Here is a 16,544-nt window from a genome sequence, read left to right as displayed (position 1 = left end):
GAAAATCAGAGGGGTTTTTGACCATGCGTGCGGCGATCTATACCCGGGTGTCCACGGCAGACCAATCCACTGACCGGCAACTGCGCGAATTACGCGACTACGCGAAAGCGCGGGGCTGGGAAATTGTGCGAGAGACCCAGGAAACCGCCAGCGGCGCCTCACAAAAGCGACCGCTACGTGAAGAGGTTCTGCAAATGGCGCGCACCCGCACTATCGATGTGGTCCTCGTCCAGGCTTTAGATCGTTGGGGTCGTAGCGTGCAGGACCTCATCCTGACCATGGCGGAGCTGGAAACGCTCGGGGTTGCCTTTGTGGTTCCGGGACATATCGACATGAGTACACCCATGGGCCGTATGATGGCGCACCTCCTGTCAGCGGTTGCTGAGTTTGAACGTGAGCTTATCCGGGAACGGGTGCGCTCTGGCTTGGCCAATGCCCGCGCCAAAGGGAAACGCCTGGGTCGGCCCTGCGCGACCCCGAGGCAAGTGGACAAGGGCCTGTCTCTGATCAAGCAGGGCGTAACCTACCAAGCGGCGGCCAAGCAATCCGGGGTCAGTATTTCCACGCTGCTGCGTGCCAACAGAAAAACACGGGCTGCTTAACCGTCGAAAATCAGGCTGGTGAGGCCAGCCCCCGGAATGGTTCACTCTCCTGTATTGTACAATACACTTTTTGATAACCCACAAGAAAACAATGCTTACGTTTTTTAATCTATCGTTAGAATACACGCATCTGAATTAATGTCTACATCTACGAACTAATCAACTCTTTGGCTTAATTATATACTCTTTTATTAATAGATCATTTATAATGTCACAGAAAATATAAAAACAGGAAGAGTCTAATATTTTATGTTCTTTGAAGATCACAGAATAATTTCATGAGAAATAATTTATTCTAAATATATTTTAGTTTTTTGGCTTCACATATCCATAACCGATGTGGATTCCACATGCCTGCATGTTTTTCTCCATAATCGAAAATACTCGTTACGATTATACGCCTACTTATCCTTAATCTTCCATGTCAGGCCGATAAAATTATCAAAGTCGTCTCCTGGAATAAATCCCGCACACAGCGTTCTCCATCCTGTGAGGTTTCCGCGAGTCCCGTCGCTGGCGATGGGCGGCTCATCGCGCAAAACGACTTGTCCGTCCGGGGACAGTAAAAAGGCTTCGTGGCTCAGGCATTCTTTTTCGTAATCGGTGAGGTCGTCGTAAATGTCTGATGGGATCATATCGCCTGTGAGGAATGGTGGTACGGGCGTGTTGGTTTCCACCTGTTGGGTTTGTGCGGTGGCTGCTGTTTGTGGGCTTGTGGCTGGCTCTGGTGCCTGTTGCGCTTGATGTGGCGTGGATTGGGTTACCTGTGGTTGGGTTTGTGGGGTAGCTGCCGTTTGTGGGCCTGCAGTGGCCTCTGACGCCTGTTGTGCTGGCTGTCGTGTGGATTGGGCTACCGATGGTTGGGTTTGTGAGGCGGTTGCCGTTTGCGGGCTGTCAGTATTTGACTGGGCTCTCCCCCGCGCCTTGGCTCTATGCTCTGCGGGTTTTGTCCTTGCTGTTGACGCCCTCTGATTGCGGCGACTAGCTGGTGGAGCATCCTGGCCTCCCTCGCGGACTAGCAGTATCCCGGTTGGGAGCAGATCGTAACGTTGCGCGGATTCGATCTCAGCAAGCCCGGCTCGAATAGCAGCGTCTAGGACCGTGGCTGATGAAAGCCCCCTGGACACTGCAATTTCCTCTGCCCGTTGGTAGATGCTGGTTTCTATTCTGACACGGCTCTTTTTTGACAACTCGATTTCTCCTCTTTTCCTTTTAACCGACTATCATGAATAATTTTCTGCTTTTGATTTCTCGCAGCTCAAAACAATCACTGATATTTTTACAATTATTTCTATTGTATGTCTACATACAAGACGCATAATTGACGATATAAAAATAAGTACATTATTGTTTTTTTAATGTATTTGTTTTTTATTCGGTCCACTTTCGGTCCAAACTCGGTCCAATATCAGTCCAGAGTCGGTCCAAATGTGGTCCAAATGCGGTCTATTATCGGTCCACTTTCGGTCCATTATTGGGACGCTTGTTGTTTGGAGCCTTCCGGTATTTTGCAACTCTGTTGTTGAGTTTCGCTTTAACCGACTATCATGCACTTTTTTCTGTTTTTTCTTCGCCTGCTTTCTTTTTTCTGGAGTCTCATAGCTCCTTCTTCGCACGCCAAAGTAGCCGCTCTGCTTCGTCAGATATGGCATCCAGGTATTCTATGTGTTCTTTCGCCGCCAGAATCGAGCGTCGAAAACGGGCCAGGTCGGGGTCCCCCAACGTATTGTAATCCGGGCCGGAGGTCGGCATTACACGCACGCGATATACTTCACCGTTGCGGCGGATCTCCTTCCTGATTTTTTCTGTCAGGTTCCCGTGTTGCTGGACATAGAAAGGGCAGTTCGAAAAACTCCCCATATCCAGTAAAATGTAGGGAGTAGATTGGATAGGAGAGCTGCCATGGCCGGATTGGTTGGACAAACAGGATTTTTCCCCGGAGACCGCCGGTTGAGAGAGTTGGATTTATTGGGTGATGGTCTGCCATTACTGAATCGACTGATTCCCTGGGAGCGCTTCCGCCCGATTCTGGAGAGCATGCCGAAGGCAAAGGCCAAGGGGCCGGGTGGCAGGAAGCCCTATGACCGGATACTGCTCTTCAAGATGATGGTTCTGCAGCAACTGCATAATCTCAGTGATGAGCAGACTGAATACCAGATTCGGGATCGTCTCAGCTTTCAGCGTTTTCTGGGGATTGGGCTGGAAGAAGCGGTCCCCGATCACACGACCTTATGGCTATTCCGCGAATCCCTGGCCCAGGCCCAACTGACAGAGCGCTTGTTCACGACCTTTCATGCGTTTCTGCGGGAAGCAGGCTACGCGGCCAGGGCCGGGCAAATCATTGACGCGAGCTTTGTGACGGTTCCCCGGCAACGCATGCGGCGCGAAGAGCGGGAGCAGGTGAACCAAGGGGAGGTCCCTACCGCGTGGCAGGAGCAACCGGCCAAGGGTCGTCAGAAAGATCGGAACGCCCGCTGGACGAAAAAGAACGGTCAGTCTTACTTTGGCTACAAGAACCACATCAACGTGGACAAACGCCACAAACTGATCCACGCCTATCAGGTGACGGATGCCTCCGTCCATGACAGTCAGTGCCTGGAAACATTACTGGACCCGGAAAATACTGGCGTAGAAGTATTTGCCGACAGCGCCTATCGCTCTGAGGAATCGGAGCGGCTATTACAGGAAAAGGGATACCGAAACCGGATTCATGAGCGGGCCTACCGTAACCGGCCGCTCAGCAAAGCCCAGGAAAAGGCCAATACCCGACGATCCCGTCATCGTGCGCGCGTGGAACACGTTTTCGGGGCGATCACGCAGCAAGGTGGAAAAATCCTGAGGACCATAGGGATCGCTCGGGCTAAGGTGAAAATTGGGATGATGAATCTGGTCTACAACATGGGTCGCTTTACCTGTTTGTTGAAGCAAGAGGTGGCTTGGTAGGGAGTAATCCCTCCGAAACCCGCAAGAATGGCAAAAAAGCATAGAAAACATCATGAAAATGCCGGATAATCTGAAAAATTCGCTAAAAATGGCGAATGGAGAGAGTATACGCCCGTCTCAAACCGCGAAATTTTTGTTATTCGAAGTGTTCAAAATATAAACCTAATGCCAGCGTGGAATGTCGAGGGTCGTGCGACCTGCGGGCGACGGAAAAATCAGCCCCGTCCACTTCGGGCTGTGCGGGCCCAGAACTTTGTTGTAGTACGCGTGCAATCGATACCGCAGCACGCGATAGGCGACGCGCAGCATGGAGAGCAGAATGTCCATCCGCATGCCCCAGAGGGGCTGGTAGAAGCCGCAGACCTCCGCATCGCGGAGGTCGTAGCGACAGAAAAAGTGATCCTCATAAGGCTGCAGAATCTTTTGGTGCAGCTCCGCAAAAAAGTGCATCATGAAGTCGATGCTTAGATCCGTGAATTCCATCATTTCTTTTTCGATAGCCATTATTTTCTGCACCTTTTCTTCTTCAGCAAAAAGTACCTGGGCAATACGGGCACGCTCCCCCATGGTGCGTATAGAAAGGGATGGATGTCCTCTTGCAATCCACTCGGATTCTGGTGCGGCTTCGAGCATTTTGGTGGCAGTTATCTTTTTAGTCTGTTTGCGGTTCGGTAATTTGAAGGTCACGACATGCGGGCAAAAACGGCATAACGGATCACAATTCCGCAGTACAAAACGCCCTGGCAAAAAGGCTTGCCTTCCTTTTTTGAGGCCGTTCATAATGCCGTTTCTTGCCCATAAATAATTTTTAATTTCTCGGTCATAACCATCCCGATAACGGCAGGTGTCTATCGGGATGGTGGTCAAGTATCGTTTTTTAATGGGCGTTCCAGCGATGCCGAAGGGACGGACTTCCTGGTTAGTGATATTTTTGTAGAGCTTTCTGGTCATGGTCCTTTCATTAATTTGAAAATTATTATTATACCCGATTTTTGGGCCGTACCTGGCCGTTTTGAACGCGCATGTACGGCAGTCATCATCCGTGCAGTGAGGGATATTCTGGCGGAAATCGCTGCCTTTTCGGCCTCAGCACACTACACGGGAGGAATAGATAATCCGTAACCGTATGATCATGAGCGTATTTTTATAGAAAAAAATAGCATCGTTTTGCTATATAGCAATTTCCAGCTATTTTTTGCTATGTTCCCGGTCGTCCTGTTCCGAAGCCGTTGTCGCTCCCCGATCTATACCCCGCAGGTCCTCATGAATTACGGTGAAGAGTGTTGGTGCAGCGAGAATCAGCAGCCAGTCCACTAACAGAATCTCTCCGATCCCGGATACCGGTAAGACCGCCAACAGCAGGGCGATAACCATGAACATCCCCATCCAGGCGGTGAGTAGCAGAATCGCATAGCGCTGCTGGATGCTGGCCGGATGGTTGGGGCAGAGGGGATGCGCGGCACAGCTGCCGACCTTGAAAAACCGCATTCCGCGCTGGAAGCTGGTTTTCAGGGACATCCCCGCGCAAAGATCCGGGAGAATGAATAGGGGGACCAAAGGCACGGCACCCACCGGCACCCACAGGGCCACGAGGGTCACGGCCCGGTCGCTGAGTAGACCCAAAGACGGCGAGGACGTATGGGTCCACCACGGACCCGCCCATAACATCAGGGCCTGGAACCCGGCACGGATGAGCATGACCACGATACCTGCGCTCAGGACCGTCAGGCCGATGACCCGCAGGGTCCGCCGATCCGTCAACCGGGTATCCGGTAATCCCGTCATGAACAGCGGCAGGGCGAGGATCAGGGCCAGCGGTGCCGATGCACTCCAGACCACGCTGGCGGTGATGGCGGTTATCAGCAGCAGGCGGGCCGGCTGCGCGCCGAGACGGCGTAGCGTCGTCGACAGCCAATCCTGCAGATAACCCCATCCCAGCCAGCGCATCTGCTCCCAGAAAGAGCCTGTGGATTTGCGTTTCCGGGTCATGGCTTCACTACAGGAAATCCCTTTTCAGGAAACCACCGTCAGCTGCTTGCGCTGCCACCATTGCTGCAGCAGGCGCTCCATCTCTGCCGGAGGGGCCTCCTCGATGAGGCTCAGAAGGATCTGGGTTTCGAGGACTTCGAGCTTATTTTTGCAGGACCGGTGCCGGAGTCTCCGGGCCACATCCTGGAATTCGTAAAAGGGTTTTTGAGCAGGTCGGGAAGACGATGTACGATCTGGGAGGTAGGACATCCGGAGAGCTCCTTGCGTTTTTTAGGGGGGAGGGGTGCGATGTTGTTTGCCTTGTCTGGCGGCGTCCGGTTTTTTAAGACCATCAGGAATCCTCCAGATCCTGTAGCCGGCGCTGCAGGCGGTAGCCGGCCAGGCGGGGCTTTGGCCGATGCCGGAGGGACAGACGGTCACGGGTCCGTGTCGGTCCCTGCAACAACTCCCGCTTGAAAGCAGCACAGCTCTCCGTCTCATACAGCAGGCAGAGAATGAGCCGGAGGATAGGGGGTTCTGCAAACCACTGATCGGGGGCCTCGTGATTCAGCAATCCTAAAAAGATCCGCAGAAACACACTGGTCAGCCCAATCCCGACATTGATCGCCATGTCTACCCAACGTCCGACAAAGGCGTCGAGGAGTGCTACCGGAAAAGACAGCAATAACACCCGGGATGTCGTCAACAGCAAAAGAAATACCCGGTTTTCCGAGAGGTCGCGGTGGGCAGGCGGGTCATCGGGGTTGTGGGCATCGTCAGAGTATGGTGTATCAGTCTGATCAGTCATCGGTCCATAGCCTTGGGGAGGGTGAATGGACTTTCAGAATACCACAAAAAACAGGTCACAGTGACGAATGACCACGCCTCTTTTTATTCTTCTCGCCCTAAGCCGCTTGCGCCTATTGACGCCCCTTTCTGCCCGGCCTGTTCCAGGCGCCGCTCCAGTTCGGCCAGCAGCTCCCGTACCAGAAGTCCGTCTTTACCCTGTAGGGCCTGGCGATAGGCTATACCCAGCAGCTCGATCAGGGCAGTATCACTGATCTGGCTCACCTGACGGAGATCCCGGAGCCGCTGGGCATCACGCAGGCGCTTGCTGCGCATCCGCTCGGTACTGGTAGTGCTTGCCATGCTGAAATCCTTGTCTTCGTCACCCGGTCACGTTGTCCCTGTGACGCAGGATACCGGGAGAAAACCGTGGGCGGTATAGGCAGAGGTACGCTGTATCATGCAAAGGTTCATGGAAAAATAGCGTTTCATCCTGCGCAAGGAAAAACGATGATTACCGTATACCGCCCGCTTTGATCAGATATCCAGTGTTTTCAGGTATTGATCCGCCAAATCCGTGCGGGGATAGTGCCAAGGGTCCCGGGCCATATTTATCCTGTTTTATTTTTCACATAAATAATTATCTATCCTAAAGATAAAAACAGATCATTCAACGGATGACCTGCTCGATGGCGTCCCCGGGATGGGTGCCAGGCCTTCTAAGCCGCCTGTACGGCGGATAACGCTGACTGTGCTATAGTGGTATTATGTGTGACGTATAACGAGGATGCCATGCACAAGAAAATGACCATTTCCCTGGATGAAACCGTGTATGACGGGCTGTATCGGACCGTAGGCAGGCGGCACATGAGCCAGTTTATCGAAGACCTGCTCCGGCCGCATGTGCTCGATACCGCCCTGGATGCGGGCTATCAGGCGATGGCTGCCGATCAGGAGCGGGAGACGGAAGCGCAAGCCTGGTGCAGCGCCCTGCTGGCGGACATGGCCGATGAAGCGCGGTGAAGTCTGGTGGGTGGAGTTTGATCCGTCGGTAGGCAGCGAGATCCGTAAGACCCGGCCCGCCGTCATCGTCAGCAATGATGCGGCTAACCGGCATCTGGCCCGCGTGGTTGTGGTACCACTCACCAGCAATACCGGCCGCCAATATCCGGGGGAGGCGTTGGTTACGCTGTCCGGTAAACCCGGCAAAGCGATGGCCGATCAGATCATGGCTGCAGACAAAAGTCGTCTGAAAAATCCGATGGGGAGTTTGAGCAAGGCGGATATGACAGCCATCGAAACGGCCATTCTGATTCATCTGGGAATGCCGAGGTGAACCGTCCGAGGTGGGAGACAACGCAGCAAGGACAGGAGCTTCACAATATGAACAGTGTTACTGCGTAACGGCTCCTTATTATGACCTGTCGCAGATAGGGGTTTCTGTGAAGGGGCACTTGGGCGCATCTTGGGCGCAGCGGCCAAATCTGCCTCATTCAAAGACCAAAAACCCTCATGGATACGGGCTTCAGTGTCCGGCGGACTATCGGATTATCAATCCGAAAGTCTGGGAAATAACTGTTACGGTAACGATTGCAACGGGAGTTTTTCGTGTCTACTGAGGCTCCACGCTAGGCTGAAAGCCAATCCTTATGTAAGCTTTTGTGAAAATCAGGGAATTTATGTCCTCAAAGGAGAACCGCATGAAGGCTCGTATCGTTATTCCGTTGGCACTTATGGGACTGTTTTCTGTAGGTAGTGCCTATGCGATGACAGGTACTCAGGCAAAACTGTTGATGGCAGAAGCATATGCTGGGAACACTGTAGATCTATCCAAACTGGAAGCCGCAGCGAAGTCTGGGAATACTGCGGCACAGAAATGGTTGGGCGACTATTGGATTGTAAAAAAAAGTTACGAGAAGGCGAATTACTGGTTCGAGAAGGCAGCAGATCGGGGGAATGCTCAAGCGGAATATTTTTTAGGGAAAGCCTACTTTTTCGGTCAAGGTATACCGCGAGACTATGCAAAAGGAATCTACTGGTACAATAAGGCAGCGGATCAAGGAAATTCATGGGCGGAATTTGCTTTAGGGGTTGCCTACTCTAACGGTCAAGGTGTGCCGCAAAATTATGCGAAGGCGAATACTTGGTTCGAGAAGTCAGCAAATCAGGGGAACGCCCAAGCCGAGTTGGACCTAGGATCTAACTACGGATCGCAGGACTACGCGAAGGCTAACTACTGGTGGAGGAAAGCGGCAGATCAGGGAAATGCATCGGCAGAATTTCTTTTAGGAAACGATTACTTTTTCGGTCAAGGCATGCCGAAGAATTATGCAAAGGGGGACTCCTGGTTAGAGAAGTCTGCAGCGCAAGGATATACCCGGGCGGAATGGGCTCTAGGCGTTGCCTACGACCACGGCTTAGGGGTGCCGCAGAATACCATGACCGCTATAACGTGGTGGAAAAAAGCAGCGGCACACGGCGGTTATGTAGGACGATTGGCGCAACATAATATCAATGTTGCCGAGCGGGGTTAGGTATGACTGGCTACTCCTTATCGAGGATGTACGCCCACGAGTTTGAGCGTGTAATCCATGCCAGTCAGCCGGTGGCTATCGCGAATACGCCCGTGCTTGCTTATTATGTAGCGAAAATGTTGGCCGAAAACGGCTGGCTCGTGCGAGCTGTGGCATCTGCTCTTTATTCTTTTGTGGCGGGGATTTCTCATTGGAGGGACGGTGAAACATAAATACGTAGTACTCGCGGTATGCTTTGGCTGTGTGAGTTGTCTTGGTACGGTGGTTTCGTACGCGGATGACTCTGTCGCAGCAGGTGTTCAACGATTAGAAAACCTGTCTCACCGTATGTTGATGGTTAAAAATGATGACAGTCTAAACAAAATCAAAGAAGTAGTAAATATTGGCGATAAGTTTTATGCTGAGGATATCTTGGTATCTAGGTTAGATCCTAACGCTAAACAAAAATTATTGGCTATGGGAAAGTCTGTTTATAAGGGTGAAGCGGACATATTGCGGGGGGGGTTCATGTTCATTTATCTTAAACAACTTAGGTCCTTGATGTTACCAAAAAATGATGCCGGCTACCTTAGTCGCCATTTGACGCATGATGTAAACGTTATGGCCAAAATGGCTGAGGAGGGCACTCTTGCTGGTGTGCCAAGCCGGTTCAAGTAATTTGTGGAATATAAAAAAGTCAAATTGATGACCATACTTTTTCAGAGCGGCATGATCCCGATCGGATTTTCTCCATGCATGACATCTTGGATCGTTTGCGACAATTAAAGCAGCAACCGGAGCCGGACGAATAGCCTTAGCGTACGTTATCCATTCCATTGGACTTCAGACCCCTTAAGCGGCCCGTGTTTTTTTGTGGGTACGCAGCAACGTGGAAATACTTACCCCGGATTGATTGGTCACCACGCCAAAGGTGCGGCATCGGTGACCTCAGCCCAGGAATGATTTACTCTCTTGGTTGAGACAGAATGGGTTATTCTATCTCGTGGGTAGGGCTGGTCATGTCCGCAGTCCGCTGATTGGACTAGCTCCGACTACTGGCTGAATCGGAGCGTTCCTGACAATCCCGGTCCCTCTCTCTGTGGCTGGGCCCATCTGCTTTGATGAAGGGGATATGCGGAAACATTGGCCTTTACCGGACAAGCCGGATTCTGCTCCACCTGGGCACACAGAAGCGCATGGCAATGATAACGAAGTGAATAGGTTATGAGACGTGATTAAGCACGGTTATCTCGGCTTTTTTGGCCTGTTTTTGGTTGCACTGACCCTTTCAGGCTGTGCGCAGCTTTGGAGACGCCCGGGGACCAGTTCGCTGGTGATGGAACAGAATTTTAGTGCTTGTCGGCAATCGGCGCTGTCAAAATACCCGCCTGCCTGGAGACGCGTCATGATTTCTTCGGGGTACTGGCAACCGGCCCGGCAGTATTGCCATACTTACGATTACGGGAGATCCACTTATTGCGAGGAATACCCGGCCAGATATATCCCGCCGCAATTTGGTGAGGAGAATATGAATGCAGGGATCGTTAACCGTGCTACGGATCTGTGCATGCGTGGGCTGGGGTATCGTCGCTAACCACTTACGCATAGGGATAAAATTCCGTAAAATAGCTATAAAAACCCTACAAAGGAAAAGCCGTGAAAATAGCCACAAAACATAACGCAACAAAGTTCATAATCAGCTTGTCCATCCTCACGCTCATGTCTGGATGTGGAAGCAATCCCAAAAACATGAGTAGCCCGCAAGCGCAGTCCCTGGAGAAAACCGCACTCAAGACTTACCAGCAAAAAGCCCCTACGGAGGCAGAAAAGAAAGCCGGCAATAAGGCATTAAAAGAACTGCACCAGGCAGCCGCCCAGAAGAATGTCTATGCGGAATACCGACTGGGTAGATATATGGTCGCGACCGGGCAGAAAAACACGGCTTCATCGCTGATAGAAGCGGCAGCCAACCAGGATAGTCCGGGAGCAGAGTTCCTTTTAGCCCTGATGTACGGCCAGGGCTATGGCACACTCAAGCAGGATGCCGGAAAAGAAGCAACATGGTTGGTTAAGGCAGCCAACAACCACTATCCGCGCGCAGAGTTACTCCTGGCGGTTAGCTATATAAAAGGCGCCCACGGTGTTCAGAAGAATTCCCAGCAGGGCTATTTCTATATGCGAAAAGCCGCGCACGCCGGGTTTCCTGCGGCCCAGTATCTGCTCTATACCATGTATGAAAATGGGACGCATGGCGCGCCGCAGGATCCTGAAAAATCCCAGTACTGGGCACAGAAGGTAGAAAGCGGTCAGTCAAAATTTGCGGGTATTGTGCGGCGTCAGCAGGCCCAGAAAGCCATCGTCCAGGAGGAAGACGCCACAAACTCCGGTCCAGATACCGGCCGCTTCACAACGGATTGCGACAACATGAGTTGCGTGCGGCGTTATAGCAATGGCGCAGTCATCCACTTCACCGCCTGTATGAATCCTGGGGATATGGACCCTATGGATAATGCCCCAGTCAAGGATGGGATAGGTGCTTGCTCTGGAACGGATGCTGACGGAAATTTTTACGGTATGGGAAGTTTTAATTAGATCGTTTGTCGGTACATCAGGCAACCAGCCAGAATAAAGGGCTTGATTCGGTCTATGGACTGGGAGGGCAACCGCCTGGGTAAATGTCCGGATGAGTTCTATAACGAACGGATATAATTTATCGGGTCCCGGAATACCAGGACCGCCCTAATTGGGTGGAAGAAAGCGGCGGTACAGGGCGGTCATGTAGGACGATTGGCACAGCAAAACCGTAAGGTTCTGCGTGCGGCTAGACAGGTTGGGACTCCTTCAGGGGAATTTTGGGTCCCTTTATATAGCCCCCTATTTCGTGCTGAGACATCCCGCTCCGTGCTCGGGAATTGACAAATTACGGTGAATTGCCAGATATTCGTCAAATAAAATCTGCAGCACTCCGGGAAAATATGACTCAATACATTAAAGCTTCTGCTCGCCACTGCGCTGTTGATGGCTTATCTCCCGCCTGCCGAAACCATGCCCCATAGAAAGACAAGGAGATCACGATGAATAAAACGGCATCCCTGCTGGGAGTGGGGCTAATAATGTGTAGCAGTCTCGCTGTCGCGGCACCTCTTGAACTTTTCGGTGTGCCTCTGGCCAATGCCACACGTAACACGCTTCAGCCTGCTCTACAAAAAGCCGGATTAACGCCTGTCCAGGTAGGCAGTCAGTGGTGGTATGACATCTATCGGGTTAATGGGCAGATGCCTGGCGCCCATAAATTGTTGGTGGGATATACAACCAACAATAAATTTGCATACGCTCAATATGTCTTCCCAAGTTTCATGAACACGCAGTTGGTCAACAAGGTGATTCACATGGTGGAAGACAAATATGGCGCGCCCACTCAAGAAAGCGGTTCCAGCGGACTGGGGGATGTCACGGCCACCTGGAATGAAGGTAATGGCATGCGCATTCGTGTCATTCGGGGCTGGCCGAGTACCACGACCTATCTGGATCTTGAAAACGTGGCCAATAAAGCGCGGATGGAAGCACAGATGCATGCGCAAAAAATGCAGCATGAAGCGCATGAGGCACAGGCGCACAGTAATGCGTTTTAATCAGATATAGCACCATTCTTGTATGGCAGAATGACATCGCGGTTACGTATACCCGTATTTTTAACGAAATTTTGATGTGTTAGATTCTAATAAGGAGAATAGTATAATGAGAGTAAATGCCAAAAATAAGTTTCTTGTTATTGCGTTTATGGCTCTTTACCCTAGTGTTGCCTTAGCTGGTAATGGTGCCTTAGGGTTGGCCCATAAAGAAGGATTTTATGGATGTGGTAATACCATCTCAGAATCTCAAAGTTTGATAGACAGCTGGATTAACGAAGGGAAAGGAGGAAATTGGTACACAAAAGTCCAATCGCTGGGTAAAGGTAAATACGTAAATGGAATAGTCATAGAGGACTATACTGGAAACATAAGTCAAATTAGCGAGATAACAAAAACCGGACCAAACGATTCTTGCCAATATTCATCATTTGATACCGCGCTATTTCTTCATCACACATGCCAATCGGAAATGCAAAATAGCACAGCGGTATCGAATGCCGGACACGCTTACATTATTGGCCGTACAGTGGGCGGCTCGTTAGTCTCATTCAGGCCCATCAACGGCGGTTCTGGTTGTATAGAACAGATCAACATAGTAAACGAAGTCGGATGAACATAATAATTATCAGCGTTGCGTGAACTCATTGGCACACTGTTATAAACCGCACAAAAAAAGTTGGTATTAGGCACGCAGATGTATCACCCAATGTTCTGTCTATGGGGTCTACGGTAACAATTGCAGAGAGTGTTTTCCGTGTCTGCCGAGGCCCCACGCTATGCTGAAAGGCAATCCTTAGTAAGCTTTTGTAAAAATCAGAGGATTTAATCCGCAAAGGAGAATGGAATGAAGGCTCGTATTCTTATCCCGTTGGCGCTCATAGGGCTGCTTTCTATAGGCAGTGCCTATGCGATGACCAGCACGCAAGCGGAACAGCTGTCAAGATCTGCATACAAGGGAAGTGCTATGGATCTAGCAAAGCTAAAATATGCGGCGAAGACTGGTGATTCGGTAGCCCAAACGTGGTTGGGTACCTATTGGTATTAGGAACAAGGATTATGCGAAGGCGAAATACTGGTTCGAGAAGGCTGCAGATCAGGGAATTGCTAGAGCGGAAGTAAGCTTAGGGCTTGAATATGTCCTTGGTCAAGGTGTGTCCCAGGACGATGCGAAGGCGTACTCATGGTACGAGAAGGCGGCTGTGCAGGGATATGCTCAGGCGGAGTATCTCCTAGGGCTTTGTTACAGCTACGGCCAAGGGGTGTCTCAGGACTATGTAAAGGCGAACTACTGGTACGATAAGGCAGCCTTGCAAGGGAATGCTTTCGCGGAAAATGAGTTAGGGGATGCTTATTACCACGGCCAAGGGGTGTCTCAGGACTACGCGAAGGCGGACTACTGGTTCGAGAAGGCTGCCGCCCAGGGAAATGCCGTGGCGGAAGATAATCTGGGGGTTGCCTACTACAAGGGCCATGGTGTGCCACAGAATACGATGGCCGCCATAAAGTGGTGGAAGAAAGCGGCGGCACAAGGTGGTCGTGCAGGAAGACTGGCACAACACGTTATTAATTTGATTGAGCACGACTAGGTAGAATTTTCTCAATAAACCTCTTGACAGTATGTAAAAAACGTGAAGAAAATACTATTTAGATGCGGCTATAGCATAACCATGTAACTAACGGATGATAAAAATGAAAAAGACGATTTTAATTTTTGCTGTTATTTTTGTGCCAACAACATCATTAGCAACTACAAGCAGCTATATATATCGACACCTGTTATCTGGCGGTGATACAATATGCGCAAAACCAATTGAAAAAGTAGTATCATTTTTAGATGGTAATTTCAACGTGACGCATGATTATATATCTATATGGACGCCAAAAAATAACAAAGATGTAAGAAGTGACACTATAAATCTTTTCGGATATGGTACAAATTCACGATACTCATCTCCGATGAGAATAGTTGGGATTCCAAACTCGATCAAAAATACATGTTCAGTCTCCTATAGCTATAGTCAGGTTGACACACCAACAATGTGCTTAAATATTGTATCAGATCTCGAGAAAAGTAGCTCGTTTGAATTGATAAAGGTCGGGAAAAATGGCGATGGTGGGAACTTCTATCTTTTTCATGGTAAGGGTTCAATTTTTGTTAATCAGATGGGCAAGGGATGTTATATACTTAAATCAGAAACTGATACTTACTATTCTAACGGGAGCCTAGTTAACTGGTAAATTAATTATATGGATGCCTCCACGTGTGCAAGATGATTTTCGATGTCTGGCATATTAAGGTCGGGTTGCTGTCTTATATCCGGCCTTTGATGCAGGATAATAAGCCTGCTGGCCCCGATGGAATCCGCCGGAAAAGTCCTTATCTGTAACACGTCCTCGAAGGACAAGTAACTACCAGGTTCTCTCTTCCGTGGTCTGACCTGTTTTGCCATCAATCGTTTATCAGCCTGCGCAACGCCTTTTGTTGAACTTCAACAATTCTGTAACCGTTACGATATGGAAGCCGCACTTATTGTGTGACTTGCCACATATTCCGTATCTTTCACGAGCAGTGCCCAGATGGTTCGGTTACTACTGATACTTTTTGAGGCGTTTCATACAAAATCCCCGGTTATGCGGGCATCATCTGCAAAAATCCGTTTAACAGGCGGGGAAAGGAAGAACTATTATGTAATTCTATTTGTAGTAAATTAACATTTTATTTATGTTGCTAACATCGATGCTGAATATCATCATGTAAATATCACCAAGAATAAAAAAAATAATGCATATTAAGGCGCCAAAAAACACATATAATATTATAATTTCCATATTATTTGGGTTGCTATTGTTTAAGTATGTCTTTATATATGAACAAGATAAATAGATAATATTAATGAATGTCATAGCAAATAAAAGAAGACCTGAAAGCATTAATATATATCCAAATGCATCATCTCCGTCATAAATAAAAAAACGTGCAGAAGACGTTACAATGGCTGACAATATTATCCTTTTTATTGTTTCAAAGATGTAATCAATATCAAGATTTTCTTTTATACATAAAAATCTCGTTAGTTTATTATTTTCGTTTTCCATAAAAAATTAAAATTCCTATTTTTTGAGTTTGGCGATAAGTTATGACACTTTGAAAAATTTGCGCTCAACGTCATTGACATACTCTTCATAGAATTTCAGTCCAAGCTCGGCGAGTGTGACCGGGTGAAGCGTTGTAACCGGCTGCCCGAGGTGGCTGGTAGGCGGGTTGAACCATTCACCATGGTTTTGTACCCGAACCGCCACTGGATGCGGTGCCTTATCTTCCACAACTATGGGGTCTCCCTCGTAGGCGATAAGTTTACCTCCACGCATCTCCATATGCTTGATGTAGCCTCCAGATGGGTTGGCGAAGCGAATGCTGCGTGAGCCCGGTTCAATCTTTGTGAAATCTTGGATCGAATGGTTATCAGCATCGCGTGCTTGTTTGAGGTAGCGCAATAGCATGTCTCTCTTTCGAAGGCGATGGTATTTGCTCTGCCAAGGTTCGAAGCGATCACGCATTGGTTGGCAAGTCCGTTCAACTTTGTTCCAAACCTTTTCGAGACACCCGAGTAGCTCTTTCCACTCGGTCTCGAAGTCTTCTAATGACTTAGCGTTTCGCATGCCGTCGAGTGCTTTTGCTGCAGCTCGTAATTCGGCTCGTGGATGTTTGAGGATTTCGTCAGTCATGATTGATGTGGAACCCTAACGCAAATTCGATGCACGCTGTCGGTGCTGCATAACAAGGGGTAGGTCAGGTAACACGGGAGGGGCCTCCTGTGGGTTGACGAGACACAATGCATCATTCTGTCTGACAGCCGCTGAGCGGGCTGAGACAGACAGTCTGATTTTGCTGGTTTCGTTCTCCGTGGTCATGGCACTGACATGCGACGAAAAAACAAACTCAGCCATTTAGCACCCACTTTCCCTGCGTTTTGATGGCGTCATACATAGCGTCGGGTGCCAGTGCGTATTCCGGGGCATCGTGGGCACCCATTCCGTTTGATCGTGGGCAGTGATTCTGATTGATGGTGGGCACCCATTACGATTGATCGTGGGCACTT

At 49.7% G+C, this 16,544-nt stretch carries 20 protein-coding genes and 1 pseudogene; 12 read left to right on the top strand and 9 right to left on the bottom strand.

Going from position 1 to position 16,544, the window contains the following annotated elements:
* A partial coding sequence (locus AC2VLY_RS10375) for a recombinase family protein (protein WP_486892601.1) occupies positions 1-602 on the top strand: 602 nt, incomplete at its 5' end.
* Positions 603-1,003: 401 nt separating this feature from the next.
* Here the strand turns inward: AC2VLY_RS10375 and AC2VLY_RS10370 are convergent.
* Together AC2VLY_RS10370 and AC2VLY_RS10365 are read right to left on the bottom strand one after the other, a co-directional pair.
* Positions 1,004-1,237 carry a hypothetical protein gene (locus AC2VLY_RS10370; RefSeq protein ID WP_486892600.1) on the bottom strand — a complete coding sequence of 78 codons (234 nt, stop codon included), beginning with the start codon at positions 1,235-1,237 and terminating at the stop codon, positions 1,004-1,006.
* A gap of 961 nt (positions 1,238-2,198) precedes the next feature.
* Positions 2,199-2,525: a hypothetical protein gene (locus tag AC2VLY_RS10365; RefSeq protein WP_486892599.1), complete on the bottom strand. Its 327-nt coding sequence runs from the start codon at positions 2,523-2,525 to the stop codon at positions 2,199-2,201.
* Here AC2VLY_RS10365 and AC2VLY_RS10360 point away from each other — a divergent pair.
* Complete coding sequence (locus tag AC2VLY_RS10360; RefSeq protein ID WP_486892598.1) at positions 2,505-3,545, top strand: IS5 family transposase; 1,041 nt, start codon at positions 2,505-2,507, stop codon at positions 3,543-3,545. The two genes, AC2VLY_RS10365 and AC2VLY_RS10360, sit on opposite strands and share 21 nt — an antisense overlap.
* Before the next feature lie 162 nt (positions 3,546-3,707).
* Here the strand turns inward: AC2VLY_RS10360 and AC2VLY_RS10355 are convergent, their stop codons facing one another.
* The 5 genes from AC2VLY_RS10355 to AC2VLY_RS10335 all read right to left on the bottom strand — a co-directional run bounded on the left by AC2VLY_RS10355 (position 3,708) and on the right by AC2VLY_RS10335 (position 6,662).
* The gene (locus AC2VLY_RS10355; RefSeq protein WP_486892597.1) at positions 3,708-4,496 is read right to left on the bottom strand and encodes a hypothetical protein; all 789 of its coding nucleotides are present in this window, start codon (positions 4,494-4,496) and stop codon (positions 3,708-3,710) included.
* Positions 4,497-4,733: 237 nt separating this feature from the next.
* Positions 4,734-5,534, bottom strand: a complete 801-nt coding sequence (locus AC2VLY_RS10350; protein WP_486892596.1) for a hypothetical protein — start codon at positions 5,532-5,534, stop codon at positions 4,734-4,736.
* A 24-nt stretch (positions 5,535-5,558) separates the two neighbouring features.
* Entirely contained in the window at positions 5,559-5,783 is a 225-nt protein-coding gene (locus AC2VLY_RS10345) for a hypothetical protein (protein WP_486892595.1), read from the bottom strand.
* Between the two features lie 82 nt (positions 5,784-5,865).
* Entirely contained in the window at positions 5,866-6,321 is a 456-nt protein-coding gene (locus AC2VLY_RS10340) for a hypothetical protein (protein ID WP_486892594.1), read from the bottom strand.
* Positions 6,322-6,404: 83 nt separating this feature from the next.
* The gene (locus AC2VLY_RS10335; RefSeq protein WP_486892593.1) at positions 6,405-6,662 is read right to left on the bottom strand and encodes a hypothetical protein; all 258 of its coding nucleotides are present in this window, start codon (positions 6,660-6,662) and stop codon (positions 6,405-6,407) included.
* Between the two features lie 429 nt (positions 6,663-7,091).
* Here AC2VLY_RS10335 and AC2VLY_RS10330 point away from each other — a divergent pair, with 429 nt between their 5' ends.
* From AC2VLY_RS10330 to AC2VLY_RS10285, 10 genes and pseudogenes are all read left to right on the top strand, one after another.
* Positions 7,092-7,322 (top strand): addiction module antitoxin, encoded by a 231-nt coding sequence (locus AC2VLY_RS10330; protein WP_486892592.1) that lies wholly within the window; start codon positions 7,092-7,094, stop codon positions 7,320-7,322.
* Positions 7,309-7,635 (top strand): type II toxin-antitoxin system PemK/MazF family toxin, encoded by a 327-nt coding sequence (locus AC2VLY_RS10325; protein WP_486892591.1) that lies wholly within the window; start codon positions 7,309-7,311, stop codon positions 7,633-7,635. Before AC2VLY_RS10330 ends, AC2VLY_RS10325 begins: the two co-directional genes overlap by 14 nt.
* A gap of 364 nt (positions 7,636-7,999) precedes the next feature.
* Positions 8,000-8,833, top strand: a complete 834-nt coding sequence (locus AC2VLY_RS10320) for a tetratricopeptide repeat protein (RefSeq protein ID WP_486894030.1) — start codon at positions 8,000-8,002, stop codon at positions 8,831-8,833.
* A gap of 201 nt (positions 8,834-9,034) precedes the next feature.
* The gene (locus AC2VLY_RS10315; RefSeq protein WP_486894029.1) at positions 9,035-9,490 is read left to right on the top strand and encodes a hypothetical protein; all 456 of its coding nucleotides are present in this window, start codon (positions 9,035-9,037) and stop codon (positions 9,488-9,490) included.
* A 1,071-nt stretch (positions 9,491-10,561) separates the two neighbouring features.
* Positions 10,562-11,404: a tetratricopeptide repeat protein gene (locus tag AC2VLY_RS10310; protein ID WP_486894028.1), complete on the top strand. Its 843-nt coding sequence runs from the start codon at positions 10,562-10,564 to the stop codon at positions 11,402-11,404.
* 482 nt (positions 11,405-11,886) lie between these two features.
* Positions 11,887-12,444 carry a hypothetical protein gene (locus AC2VLY_RS10305; RefSeq protein WP_486894027.1) on the top strand — a complete coding sequence of 186 codons (558 nt, stop codon included), beginning with the start codon at positions 11,887-11,889 and terminating at the stop codon, positions 12,442-12,444.
* A 106-nt stretch (positions 12,445-12,550) separates the two neighbouring features.
* A complete protein-coding gene (locus AC2VLY_RS10300; protein ID WP_486894025.1) occupies positions 12,551-13,057 on the top strand; it encodes a hypothetical protein in 507 nt (168 codons plus the stop codon).
* 421 nt (positions 13,058-13,478) lie between these two features.
* A pseudogene (locus tag AC2VLY_RS10295) lies at positions 13,479-13,640 on the top strand (hypothetical protein); the annotation flags it as partial.
* A 3-nt stretch (positions 13,641-13,643) separates the two neighbouring features.
* Entirely contained in the window at positions 13,644-14,030 is a 387-nt protein-coding gene (locus tag AC2VLY_RS10290) for a tetratricopeptide repeat protein (RefSeq protein WP_486922220.1), read from the top strand.
* A gap of 103 nt (positions 14,031-14,133) precedes the next feature.
* Positions 14,134-14,682, top strand: a complete 549-nt coding sequence (locus AC2VLY_RS10285) for a hypothetical protein (protein ID WP_486894023.1) — start codon at positions 14,134-14,136, stop codon at positions 14,680-14,682.
* 456 nt (positions 14,683-15,138) lie between these two features.
* On the opposite strand, the gene AC2VLY_RS10280 is transcribed toward AC2VLY_RS10285, so the two are convergent.
* On the bottom strand, positions 15,139-15,540 hold the full coding sequence (locus tag AC2VLY_RS10280) for a hypothetical protein (RefSeq protein ID WP_486922219.1): 402 nt from the start codon (positions 15,538-15,540) through the stop codon (positions 15,139-15,141).
* Between the two features lie 39 nt (positions 15,541-15,579).
* On the bottom strand, positions 15,580-16,170 hold the full coding sequence (locus AC2VLY_RS10275; RefSeq protein WP_486894022.1) for a hypothetical protein: 591 nt from the start codon (positions 16,168-16,170) through the stop codon (positions 15,580-15,582).
* Between the last annotated feature and the right edge of the window lie 374 nt (positions 16,171-16,544).

This window comes from Acidithiobacillus sp. TH-A36 (assembly GCF_057473445.1).
The sequence above is the reverse complement of the archived record's forward strand: the minus strand, read 5'-3'. Positions and strand labels throughout refer to the sequence as shown.

Coding starts and splice junctions, on each gene's coding strand:
- AC2VLY_RS10370 (WP_486892600.1), bottom strand. CDS start 1,237: ATGATCCCATCAGACATTTACGACGACCTCACCGATTACGAAAAAGAA.
- AC2VLY_RS10360 (WP_486892598.1), top strand. CDS start 2,505: ATGGCCGGATTGGTTGGACAAACAGGATTTTTCCCCGGAGACCGCCGG.
- AC2VLY_RS10355 (WP_486892597.1), bottom strand. CDS start 4,496: ATGACCAGAAAGCTCTACAAAAATATCACTAACCAGGAAGTCCGTCCC.
- AC2VLY_RS10350 (WP_486892596.1), bottom strand. CDS start 5,534: ATGACCCGGAAACGCAAATCCACAGGCTCTTTCTGGGAGCAGATGCGC.
- AC2VLY_RS10345 (WP_486892595.1), bottom strand. CDS start 5,783: ATGTCCTACCTCCCAGATCGTACATCGTCTTCCCGACCTGCTCAAAAA.
- AC2VLY_RS10340 (WP_486892594.1), bottom strand. CDS start 6,321: ATGACTGATCAGACTGATACACCATACTCTGACGATGCCCACAACCCC.
- AC2VLY_RS10335 (WP_486892593.1), bottom strand. CDS start 6,662: ATGGCAAGCACTACCAGTACCGAGCGGATGCGCAGCAAGCGCCTGCGT.
- AC2VLY_RS10330 (WP_486892592.1), top strand. CDS start 7,092: ATGCACAAGAAAATGACCATTTCCCTGGATGAAACCGTGTATGACGGG.
- AC2VLY_RS10325 (WP_486892591.1), top strand. CDS start 7,309: ATGAAGCGCGGTGAAGTCTGGTGGGTGGAGTTTGATCCGTCGGTAGGC.
- AC2VLY_RS10320 (WP_486894030.1), top strand. CDS start 8,000: ATGAAGGCTCGTATCGTTATTCCGTTGGCACTTATGGGACTGTTTTCT.
- AC2VLY_RS10310 (WP_486894028.1), top strand. CDS start 10,562: ATGAGTAGCCCGCAAGCGCAGTCCCTGGAGAAAACCGCACTCAAGACT.
- AC2VLY_RS10305 (WP_486894027.1), top strand. CDS start 11,887: ATGAATAAAACGGCATCCCTGCTGGGAGTGGGGCTAATAATGTGTAGC.
- AC2VLY_RS10300 (WP_486894025.1), top strand. CDS start 12,551: ATGAGAGTAAATGCCAAAAATAAGTTTCTTGTTATTGCGTTTATGGCT.
- AC2VLY_RS10285 (WP_486894023.1), top strand. CDS start 14,134: ATGAAAAAGACGATTTTAATTTTTGCTGTTATTTTTGTGCCAACAACA.
- AC2VLY_RS10280 (WP_486922219.1), bottom strand. CDS start 15,540: ATGGAAAACGAAAATAATAAACTAACGAGATTTTTATGTATAAAAGAA.
- AC2VLY_RS10275 (WP_486894022.1), bottom strand. CDS start 16,170: ATGACTGACGAAATCCTCAAACATCCACGAGCCGAATTACGAGCTGCA.